This is a genomic window from Bacteroidetes bacterium GWF2_43_63 (assembly GCA_001769275.1).
Lineage (GTDB): Bacteria > Bacteroidota > Bacteroidia > Bacteroidales > DTU049 > GWF2-43-63.
This window is the reverse complement of record MEOQ01000048.1, coordinates 1-10071: the sequence shown is the minus strand read 5'-3', so window position 1 is coordinate 10071 and position 10071 is coordinate 1. Positions and strand designations below refer to the sequence as shown.

Below are 10071 nucleotides of genomic sequence, written 5' to 3'. Positions count from 1 at the left end.
CCTCTATTCCTCCGGTTAATTGAATCCGAATTTTGAAATACTTCTACGAATTTGCGTTGAAATGTATTCGGGGGCAAATCTAAAGGTGACTCTGTGTCACAGAGAAAATAGATGTATTTTCCATATTCATAGCATCCGATGTGCAATCTTTATGTTTAATTGAGTCAATTCTGATCAAACACTCAATCCAATAGTCATATGGCTGAAAATTTGTAATTTTGGAAAATCAATTTTGAAATCAATGAAAAAAATTCTGACTCTTTTTGTTTTTCTGAGCGTAATTACCACATTGGCAACGGCTCAGCAAGTGCCAGAAGGCACCAAAGTCCAGATTTCCACCTCGCTGGGCGACATCAAAATTGTTTTGTACAACAACACCCCGCAGCACCGCGATAATTTTATCAAATTGGTGCAGGATGAGTTTTTCGATGGCATTATTTTCCACAGAGTAATTACCGGATTTATGATTCAGGGCGGTGATCCTGATAGTAAAAATGCAAAACCCAAGCAAGCCCTGGGCTCTGGTGGTCCCGGATATGATATTCCTATGGAATACAATGCCGCAAACTATCATAAGCGTGGTGCATTAGCGGCTGCTCGTGAAGGAGATGATGTCAATCCGCAGAAAGCCAGCTCCGGAAGCCAGTTTTACATTGTGACCGGTCGTTTGTTTACTGATAAAGAAATTTCATCCATTGAAAAACGCAGGGGATTCACATACACCGAAGAACAGAAAGAGACTTATCGTACCATTGGTGGTTATGCTCCGCTTGATAAGGAATACACCGTTTTCGGCGAAGTGTATGAAGGTATGGACGTTGTTGAAGCCATTTCCAAAGTGGCCCGCGACGAAAACGACCGTCCTCTTGAGGATATTGAAATGACTGTGACAATAATTTCTGCAGAATAATTTTAGGAGATTTAGATGAAAGAAGAAATTCTAAAGTGCCGCGACGAGGTACTTTCAGGTGTAGTGAGTGATTCAGCAGGAGTTGAAACATTCAGAGTAAAGTATTTAGGAAAAAAAGGCATTCTGAATGATTTTTTTGCTCGTTTCAAGGAGGTGCCGAACGAGGATAAAAAAGAAGTCGGACAGCTGATTAATGAGCTGAAACAAACCATTACTGCGAAGCTCGAAGAATTTCAGCAACAATTTTCAGCATCGAAGTCGGATGCGACCATCGATGACATGACACGTCCGGCCGGTTTTACTTTTCAGGGTTCGCGTCATCCGCTTGCAATCGTGAAAAACCGCATGGTTACTATCTTTGAGAAAATGGGCTTTTCGGTCGAAGAGGGTCCTGAAATCGAGGATGACTGGCATAATTTCTCAGCATTGAATTTTCCACCGGAGCATCCGGCCCGCGATATGCAGGATACTTTCTTTATCGACACCAATCCGGATATAGCGCTGCGTACGCATACCAGTTCTGTTCAGGTTCGGGTGATGGAGACCACAAAACCTCCAATCCGAAGCATTTTCCCGGGACGGGTTTATCGTAACGAAGCCATCTCGGCACGCGCGCATTGCTTCTTTCATCAGATCGAAGGACTTTATGTTGACAAAAATGTCACATTCGCTGACTTGAAGCAGGCATTGCTTCATTTTTCGCGCGAAATGTTTGACCCTTCCACTGAAATCCGGTTGCGACCATCTTATTTTCCTTTTACCGAGCCTTCGGCCGAAATGGATATTTCCTGCAACCTCTGCGGTGGCTCGGGATGCGCGTTTTGTAAATACACCGGCTGGGTCGAGATCCTTGGCTGCGGCATGGTTGATCCCAATGTTCTTAAAAACTGTGGCATCGATCCTGAGGTTTACACCGGATATGCTTTCGGAATTGGCATCGAACGTATTACTAATCTGATTTACGGTGTGAAGGACCTGCGCATGTTCTCTGAGAATGATGTGCGCTTTTTGAAGCAGTTTTAATTGAGGATTTCTCAAAATAGCGATTTCTACAAAAACAACATTCCACCGTCCAAAAGCGACAAAGGAGCTGAAGGACATTGAACCGTTGTTTTTGCGGCTGTTACGACGATTCCATATTCCGGCCGGAGTACCTTTTCAAATTCAAAACCGGCCGGAACGATGGAATATCGTAACGATTTTTTAATTTTGAGACAGCCTCAAAAATAAAAAAACGCCCCGTTTCCGTAGCGTTTTTTTTGTAGAATAATATCAGGAATGTGTTAGTCTTTAGCTGGAAAAACTTTTTCCATCAGTTTAATCATTCCAAAGAAAATGGCCATGAAAAGAAAAATACCAGCCATTCCGATTCCCATTACTTCAAAAGCAGCAGAGAGATTCTGCTCTGGGGTGTTGGTGCTTTTTGGTTTGGCAGCAACTTCAATAGTGCTGGTTGTTTCCTGCTGATTGTGTTTCGCACAATGTGAAGAGTCAACAGCCTGAATTGAATCACTCTGAGGGCAGCAATGTTGCTGGCTGTTGTGTTGGGGTACTTCTGCAGTGTTATGTTGTGATGTCATAGTTGTATCCTCCTTAAATTATGCAAATAACGGAATCAGAGCCAGAATTAAACCGCCGGCTACAACAGAGCCAATCTGTCCGCCTACGTTTGTGCTGATGGCTGGCATGAGAAGGAAGTTGGTTTTATCTTCTTTCTGTCCCATGTTGTGAATAACACGTGCCGACATCGGGAAGGCAGAGATTCCACAAGCTCCAACCATCGGGTTCACTTTCATGTGCTTCGGCATGAATACATTCAGAAGCTTTGCAAACATAACACCTCCAAAGGTGTCGAAGATGAAAGCAACCAGACCCAGACCAATAATCATTAATGTGTCGAGCTGAACAAAACGTTCTGCTGTCATCGTCGAAGCGATGGTGATACCAAGTAGAATGGTGACCAGGTTGGCAAGTTCATTCTGTGCTCCCAGTGAGAGTTTGTTCAGTACACCGCACTCGCGGATGAGATTGCCAAACATCAGGAATCCTACCAGTGCAAGCGAAGCAGGAGCGATGATACCGGCAATAACTGTTACAACAATTGGGAAAAGGATCATGGTCGTGCGTGATACCTTTTTATTGTTTGAAGCAGGCGAGGTCATGTGGATGCGACGCTCTCTTTTTGAGGTGAGTGCATAAATTACTGGTGGCTGAATAATGGGAACCAGCGCCATGTATGAATAAGCCGCCACCGAGATGGGACCAAGCAGATCCGGAGCAAATTTATTGGCAACAAAGATAGATGTGGGACCGTCGGCTGCGCCAATGATACCGATTGAAGCTGCCTGGTACAGGTCGAAACCAGCCACAGTAGCCAATGCCACAGTTGCAAAAATACCAAACTGAGCGGCAGCGCCAAACAGCAGCAGGAATGGATTGCGGAAGAGTGGCGAAAAGTCAATCATTGCCCCAATGGCAACAAAGATCAGCAGCGGAAAGACTTCGGTTGCAATACCTGCTTCAAAAAATACAGAGAGTGCTCCTTCAGCCCACTGACCGCTGGGGTCCATTTGAGCTAAGGCAGAGCCAAAGGGAATATTCACCAGAATGGCTCCAAATCCCATTGGGAGCAACAATGTTGGTTCATATTCTTTTTTAATGGCCAGGAAAATCAGCGTGGCGCCAACGGTTATCATAACCAGATGCTGCCAGGTGAAACCGGCCAGCGCTGGAAATAACGATGCAAATTCGAAATTACCCATGATATTTTAGTTTTTTGATTTTTTCAGTTCCTCTATTTCTTTCTTAAGGCGTTCGTTTTCGGCCTTCAATGATTCAATCTCCGCCAGCTGAATTGGTTCGTCGGCTTGCATTTTTTCAAGAGTATGACCTGTTTCAACCAATTCTTCTTTTTCCTTGATTGCAATTGAAAGAAGAATGGATAATGCGAGTGTACCAATAATAACTGTTAGCGAAATCCATGAATTGTTTTTAAAGAATTCTTCAATACTTTTCCCAACACCTTCATTAATGAACCCTAAAGCTGGCAGCATCATTTTCACACCAATAAAGAATAGAATGAAGCTGACACCTTGCTTGAGATAGCGGAATAAGCCCATGATTCCTTTAAGAGCAAAGAAGAGGGATACAAGTCCCATTACAGCGAAAACATTGGATGTAATTGCAATAAAATTGTCTTCTTCAGGGGTCAGAATACCGGCAGCACCCTCCTTGATAACGCCGATGATGGCAGGAATGGAGTCAACTGCAAATAATACGTCGGTTGAGCCGATCACAAGAAATACAAGCGACACCATGGTGATATGAAACTTTCCATTGATGCGCGAGAAGAAACTGCCTTTGTCAGGATCCGGATCAACCGGAAACATTTTTGAAGCGGATTTATACAGGAAATTTCCTTTGGGGTCTATCTGGTCATCTTCGGCAGTGAATGCCATTTTGTAAGCGGTAAACAGCAGAATAGCACCAAAAATATAAATAATCCAATGGAAACGTTCTACAAGCTCCATCCCGACAAGGATAAACAAAATCCGGAGAACGATTGAAAGCAAAATACCCAGTTTCAACAACTTTGGTTGATTCTTTTCATGAACGCCCATGAGCGAGAAAATCATGATAAATACAAAGAGGTTGTCAATAGACAGAGAATATTCGGTGAGATAACCCGCCAAAAACTTCTGAAACATCAATCCCTTGATCTCCACTGAGCCATTATCGGGATAGAAAAACAAAATAGCAAATCCATAAGCCAATGCAATTGATACCCAGAGCGCTGTCCAGCGAAGTGCAATACCCACCGACATGTCTTTCTTCCGATGGGAAGTAACATACATATCAATAACAAACACAATGAGATAAACTGCGATAAAGGCAGCCCAGAAATAGAAATGTGTTGAGAATTCCATGATGCTTAGTCTCCGAGTGAAATTAATTTATCGCCTTCAAGAACAGCTGTACCAATCTGACCCATGAGCTCGACCACAACACCGTCGCGTTCTGCGAAAATATTATTCTCCATTTTCATGGCTTCGAGTACAAGTACGGTATCGCCGTTTTTCACGCGGTCGCCGGGTTTTACATTGTAGCTGCGCAGAATGCCGGGCAGTGGTGAAAGTACGTGACCCGAAACTTTACCGTTTCCGCCGGCTGGAGCGGCTTCGGCTTTTGCTTCGGCTGCCGGAGCTGCCGTGGTTGCAACTGGAGCTGCTACCGGAGCTGCCTGCTGAACAGGAGTTGTGGTTTGTGTTACAGGTGCAGCGCCCTCGACATTGATGAGCTCGACATCGTAGAATTTTCCATTGATTTTGAACTGAAACTTCTTCATTGTTGATTATCGTTTATAATTGTTATTCGGAACCTGGCGGAGCATATTCGATCTCATGCTCCAGGGAGATAAAGGCTGCATGCCTTTGCGGATGGTGAACGGTCGCTTGCCGTCACACTCTGTTTCAAGATAATGCTGAACTGCTGCAGCAATTACCGCCACGATTTCGTCTGAAACTTCTTCTCCCGTTGGGGCAGTCACTTTCATTTCGAGTGTTTCTGTGCTCATGACTGTTGAAGATTAGAGTGGGAGATTATCGTGCTTCTTAGGCGGATTTGAATCTTTTTTGCCTGCAATACTCTGCAGACCGCGGATAATGCGGTAGCGTGTGTTGCGCGGTTCAATTACATCGTCGATGTAGCCGTATTTGGCTGCCTGATATGGAGTGGCAAAAAGATCGGCATATTCCTTCTCCTTTTCTGCGATGAATGCCTGACGAATTTCGTCGCTGTCCATGCCTTTCATAGCTTTGCCTTCCAACACTTCAATGGCGCCTTTGGCTCCCATAACAGCGATTTCAGCAGTAGGCCATGCATAATTCAGGTCTCCGCGCAGCTGTTTGCAACCCATTACATCGTGGGCGCCGCCGTAAGATTTGCGCAGCGTGATTGTAATTTTAGGAACAGTGGCTTCGCCATAGGCATATAAAAGTTTTGCTCCGTTAATGATGATTCCGCCGTATTCCTGAGCAGTGCCAGGCAGGAAGCCCGGAACGTCAACCAAAGTAACGATCGGAATATTGAAAGCGTCGCAGAAACGTACAAAACGTGCACCTTTACGTGATGCTTCAATGTCGAGCACGCCAGCCAGATATTTTGGCTGATTGGCAACAATACCTACCGGAGCTCCGTCGAAACGGGCAAAGCCTACCACGATATTCTGTGCGTATCGCTGATGTACTTCCAGGAAATCCTGATTGTCAACAATGGTTTTTATGATGTCTTTTACATCATACGGCTTATTCGGATTGTCCGGAATAATATGATTGAGGGGCTCGTCGAGACGGTTGATGGGGTCGTTGTTTTCAAGAACGAATGGATCTTCCATGCAGTTTTGCGGCATAAATCCCAGCATTCTGCGTAAACAAGCAATGCCTTCTTCTTCGTCTTCAACAGCAACGTGGCAAACTCCTGATTTTGAAGAATGGATGCCGGCTCCGCCTAATTCGTCGTCGGTTACAACTTCACCGGTTACCGTTTTCACCACTTTTGGGCCGGTAACAAACATGTAGCTGTTTTTCTTCGTCATGATGATGAAGTCGGTCAGAGCAGGGGAGTAAACAGCTCCGCCGGCGCAGGGACCAAATATAGCTGAAAGCTGCGGAACAACGCCTGAGGCCAGAATGTTACGCTGGAATATGTCGGCATAACCGCCAAGACTTTTTACGCCTTCCTGAATTCGGGCTCCACCAGAGTCGTTGATGCCGATAACGGGTGCACCAACTTTCATGGCCATGTCCATTATTTTGCAGATTTTCTTAGCGTAAGATTCGGAAAGTGATCCTCCAAAAACGGTGAAATCCTGCGAAAACACAAATACCAGACGTCCGTCGATGGTACCGCTTCCGGTCACAACGCCGTCTGATAAATAAAGTTCGTTTTCGAGTCCGAAATCATGACAGTTGTGGGTTACAAACATGTCATACTCTTCGAAGCTGCCTTCGTCAAGCAGTTTGAAAATTCGTTCACGGGCGGTGAGTTTTCCTTTGGCGTGTTGAGATTCAATTCTCTTTTTCCCTCCGCCCAGACGCGCTTTCTCGCGAAGCTCCATCAGGTCGGCAATCTTTTGTTCAATGGACATATTACTTGTTATTTTTATTTTCGCAGAATTCGGTGAGTACTCCTATGGTCGATTTCGGATGCAGGAATCCAATGGTCAGACCTTCGGCTCCTTTGCGGGGTGTTTTATCAATAAGCTGAACCCCTTTTGTTTCGGCTTCGGCCAGCGCTGATTCAATATTATTTACTGCGAAAGCCAAATGATGAATGCCTTCGCCTTTTTTCTCAATAAATTTTCCAATGGGACCTTCAGGGTCGGTGCTTTCAAGCAATTCGATTTTAGTCTGACCAACCATGAAAAAGGCGGTCTTAACTTTCTGATCGGCTACCTCTTCGATGGCGTAGCATTTCAATCCAAGAACTTCTTCGTAGTACTTTATACTCTCTGTCAGGTCTTTAACAGCAATACCGATGTGTTCGATATGAGATATTTCCATGTTTTTTTTTGCTTGCAAATGTAACGGCATTTTCCTTTGCTAACCAAATTAATTTCCTTTTTTTATTTAATATTTTTTTTCTTCTAATGGTGTAAATCAATAATTTGCTTGTTTATATGTTAAATAATTTATCTGATTTGAATATTTGACATTTGCAGGCTAATCACGGATTTGAAATCTTCGTAATTGTTAATTATTTGTCATGCTTTAGTCAAACATAAATACAGATTCAAAACAGTTATTTTTTTCATGACAATTATCATCCTTTCGTTTTTGAATTTGTTTTATGAGTAATTTTGGTACGTAATTACTTAAATAAAAAACCGATATGAAACGCCAGATTATTGAAATCGATGAAGAATTATGCAACGGCTGTGGAATTTGTGCCGATGGTTGCCACGAAGGTGCATTGCAAGTCATTAACGGAAAAGCAATTCTGATCAACGATTTACTATGTGACGGGCTTGGAGCCTGCATCGGGGGCTGTCCCGAAGGTGCTATAACCATTACTGAGCGTGAAGCTGAACCATACGACGAAGATAAAGTGATGGAGCATTTATATATGAAAGGTAAAGACGTTGTAATTGCTCATCTCAAACATTTGAAAGATCACAACGAACATATCTGGCTTAAAAAAGGCGTGGAGTGGATGCAGAAAAATCAGGACAGGCTTGGCTTTGACATGATGGAAGTTGTTTATGTAGTGCACAATCATCACAAAGAAGGCGAAGCTTGCGGATGTCAGGGCTCAGCTCACCGCGAAATCAAACATGAATCAAAGCCCGATGTCATTGCTGCCGATCAGCCTTCTGCGCTCGAGCAATGGCCGGTTCAGATGCATCTGATCAATCCGCAGTCGTCGGTTTTCCACAATGCCGATCTTCTGATGGCGGCTGATTGTGTGGCTTTCAGCATGGGGAATTTCCACAGCAAATGGCTGAAAGGTAAAAAACTGGCCATCGCTTGTCCGAAACTCGACAGCAACAAAGAATCTTATATTGAGAAGCTCACGTCGATGATCGACGATGCCAAAGTGAACACTATAACCGTGATGATGATGGAAGTTCCGTGTTGTCATGGCTTAATGAAGCTGGTTCAGATGGCGCTTGAGAAAGCCACACGCAAAGTGCCGGTAAAAGCCATTGTCGTCAGTGTCTCCGGTGAAGTGCTGAGCGAAGAGTGGGCGTAAAAACCCTCGAAGGGTTTCAAACCCTTCGAGGGTTGCTGCCCTTCAAACCCTTCGAGGGTTGCTGCCCGAAACGCACTCCGGAAGCCATGTTTCGAAGATGCCTGCAGCAATTAAATCGTTTTTCAATTGTTGAAATTCTCCGGTGATCTGATCAGTCATATGTGCATCGGCACTTAGCATTACACGTATATTATTATCTTTCAGAAATCCGAAAATGTATTTGCCGGGATAATAATCGGTGTGAAGCTTCCGGTAAATGCCGCGTGTATTGATTTCTACTATCACATTATTTTCGGCGGCAAGCAATAATGTTTCTTTCAGCAGATCGAGGTGAAATGGGTCGTCGCAGCTGATAAAGCGGCCGCGGTTGTGCATAAGCACTTTGTCGCAGTGCCCCAGGATGTCCGGTTTCTGCGTTTCAATCATTTCGCACGTTTGCCTGTAAAAAGCTTTTACCGCAGCACGGATGTCGCCACCGAAAATTTCCTGCAGACCTGCGTCGTATCCTTCGGCCGGACCATCGATAAACCAGAGCTGGCCTTTGTTTTCAACCAGATGAATGGAGCCGATGAGATAGTCGGTGCCGAAATTTTCTCTCCAATGATCAAACGGCTTTGATACTCCCGGAATGTAATCGGCTTCAAGCCCTGTCCATATTTTTGGGCCGGTGCACGTTTTGCGCACTTCAGCAATTTCGTCACAATACTCTTTGACTTTTTCATCGGATGCGATGCTCCATTTGTTTTGAAAAGGAACTGGTGCATGTCCCGAAAGCCCGAAATGATCAAGCTTTTCGTTGCATGCAGCCAAAATCATTTCCCGAACCGACGCTTTTCCGTCACAGTATGTTGTATGATTATGGAGGCTGTACATGCTGCAAATATATTGGTTTTTGCAATTAGCTGCTGTCTTAAAAAAACATCAGGTTGTACGACATTCCACCGTTCCGGCAGGCGATTTGGGACTTCAATGCTTTTCAGCCGGAACATGGAACCGTCGTAACAACTGCAAAAACAACGGTTCCATGTCCTTCAGCTCCTTCGTCGCTTTTGGACGATGGAATGTTGTTTTTGTTTTGTTCCTTGATTTAAAGACAGCCGCGAAAAGCAGGTTAAGAAAACTCCAAAAATTTCCAATGCAAGTCCAATAATAAAATTGTAGGAATACATGATATACATCACTTTTTCAACAATCCATTGGTTTTATGCAGGCTTCAGTTGTTAAAAACAGAAAAGCGAATATGTAATTAACATACTTTAACAGTCGACGAAGCAAATTCTTTCACAAACGAATAAACTTTTTAGTATCTTTATGGGGTCAGATTAAAAACTTGGGGAGAAAGTGTATTTTTGGGTTCAAAAAATACACAAAATGGAAACAGATTTACTGCGATTGGTTTTACCAGAGAAGTT

General features: G+C 44.0%; 11 protein-coding genes. 3 read left to right on the top strand and 8 right to left on the bottom strand.

Annotated elements, in window-relative coordinates:
• Positions 1-241 precede the first annotated feature (241 nt).
• Both A2W93_15245 and A2W93_15240 read left to right on the top strand, forming a co-directional pair.
• On the top strand, positions 242-910 hold the full coding sequence (locus tag A2W93_15245) for a peptidylprolyl isomerase (protein ID OFY52730.1): 669 nt from the start codon (positions 242-244) through the stop codon (positions 908-910).
• Between the two features lie 15 nt (positions 911-925).
• Positions 926-1933, top strand: coding sequence for a phenylalanine--tRNA ligase subunit alpha (locus A2W93_15240; protein ID OFY52729.1), 1008 nt, complete (start codon positions 926-928; stop codon positions 1931-1933).
• 260 nt (positions 1934-2193) lie between these two features.
• On the opposite strand, the gene A2W93_15235 is transcribed toward A2W93_15240, so the two are convergent.
• From A2W93_15235 to A2W93_15205, 7 genes are read right to left on the bottom strand one after another with little or no spacing between them, the layout of a single operon-like run.
• Positions 2194-2490, bottom strand: coding sequence for a hypothetical protein (locus tag A2W93_15235; protein ID OFY52728.1), 297 nt, complete (start codon positions 2488-2490; stop codon positions 2194-2196).
• Positions 2491-2508: 18 nt separating this feature from the next.
• On the bottom strand, positions 2509-3672 hold the full coding sequence (locus A2W93_15230; GenBank protein OFY52727.1) for a glutaconyl-CoA decarboxylase subunit beta: 1164 nt from the start codon (positions 3670-3672) through the stop codon (positions 2509-2511).
• Between the two features lie 6 nt (positions 3673-3678).
• Positions 3679-4836, bottom strand: coding sequence for a tellurium resistance protein TerC (locus A2W93_15225; protein ID OFY52726.1), 1158 nt, complete (start codon positions 4834-4836; stop codon positions 3679-3681).
• 5 nt (positions 4837-4841) lie between these two features.
• On the bottom strand, positions 4842-5255 hold the full coding sequence (locus tag A2W93_15220) for a hypothetical protein (protein OFY52725.1): 414 nt from the start codon (positions 5253-5255) through the stop codon (positions 4842-4844).
• A gap of 6 nt (positions 5256-5261) precedes the next feature.
• Positions 5262-5483: a hypothetical protein gene (locus A2W93_15215; GenBank protein OFY52724.1), complete on the bottom strand. Its 222-nt coding sequence runs from the start codon at positions 5481-5483 to the stop codon at positions 5262-5264.
• 12 nt (positions 5484-5495) lie between these two features.
• On the bottom strand, positions 5496-7055 hold the full coding sequence (locus A2W93_15210; protein ID OFY52723.1) for a methylmalonyl-CoA carboxyltransferase: 1560 nt from the start codon (positions 7053-7055) through the stop codon (positions 5496-5498).
• Between the two features lies 1 nt (position 7056).
• Entirely contained in the window at positions 7057-7470 is a 414-nt protein-coding gene (locus A2W93_15205; protein ID OFY52722.1) for a methylmalonyl-CoA epimerase, read from the bottom strand.
• A gap of 328 nt (positions 7471-7798) precedes the next feature.
• On the opposite strand from A2W93_15205, the gene A2W93_15200 reads away from it, so the two are divergent.
• Positions 7799-8659, top strand: coding sequence for a 4Fe-4S ferredoxin (locus A2W93_15200; protein ID OFY52721.1), 861 nt, complete (start codon positions 7799-7801; stop codon positions 8657-8659).
• Positions 8660-8701: 42 nt separating this feature from the next.
• Here A2W93_15200 and A2W93_15195 read toward each other — a convergent pair whose 3' ends face one another.
• Positions 8702-9532: a hypothetical protein gene (locus tag A2W93_15195; protein OFY52720.1), complete on the bottom strand. Its 831-nt coding sequence runs from the start codon at positions 9530-9532 to the stop codon at positions 8702-8704.
• Positions 9533-10071: the final 539 nt, after the last annotated feature.

Bases quoted from the DNA above. Each gene is read 5' to 3' on its own strand.
- A2W93_15240 (OFY52729.1), top strand. From the start codon at position 926: ATGAAAGAAGAAATTCTAAAGTGCCGCGACGAGGTACTTTCAGGTGTA.
- A2W93_15245 (OFY52730.1), top strand. From the start codon at position 242: ATGAAAAAAATTCTGACTCTTTTTGTTTTTCTGAGCGTAATTACCACA.
- A2W93_15205 (OFY52722.1), bottom strand. From the start codon at position 7,470: ATGGAAATATCTCATATCGAACACATCGGTATTGCTGTTAAAGACCTG.
- A2W93_15235 (OFY52728.1), bottom strand. From the start codon at position 2,490: ATGACATCACAACATAACACTGCAGAAGTACCCCAACACAACAGCCAG.
- A2W93_15200 (OFY52721.1), top strand. From the start codon at position 7,799: ATGAAACGCCAGATTATTGAAATCGATGAAGAATTATGCAACGGCTGT.
- A2W93_15225 (OFY52726.1), bottom strand. From the start codon at position 4,836: ATGGAATTCTCAACACATTTCTATTTCTGGGCTGCCTTTATCGCAGTT.
- A2W93_15195 (OFY52720.1), bottom strand. From the start codon at position 9,532: ATGTACAGCCTCCATAATCATACAACATACTGTGACGGAAAAGCGTCG.
- A2W93_15220 (OFY52725.1), bottom strand. From the start codon at position 5,255: ATGAAGAAGTTTCAGTTCAAAATCAATGGAAAATTCTACGATGTCGAG.
- A2W93_15230 (OFY52727.1), bottom strand. From the start codon at position 3,672: ATGGGTAATTTCGAATTTGCATCGTTATTTCCAGCGCTGGCCGGTTTC.
- A2W93_15210 (OFY52723.1), bottom strand. From the start codon at position 7,055: ATGTCCATTGAACAAAAGATTGCCGACCTGATGGAGCTTCGCGAGAAA.
- A2W93_15215 (OFY52724.1), bottom strand. From the start codon at position 5,483: ATGAGCACAGAAACACTCGAAATGAAAGTGACTGCCCCAACGGGAGAA.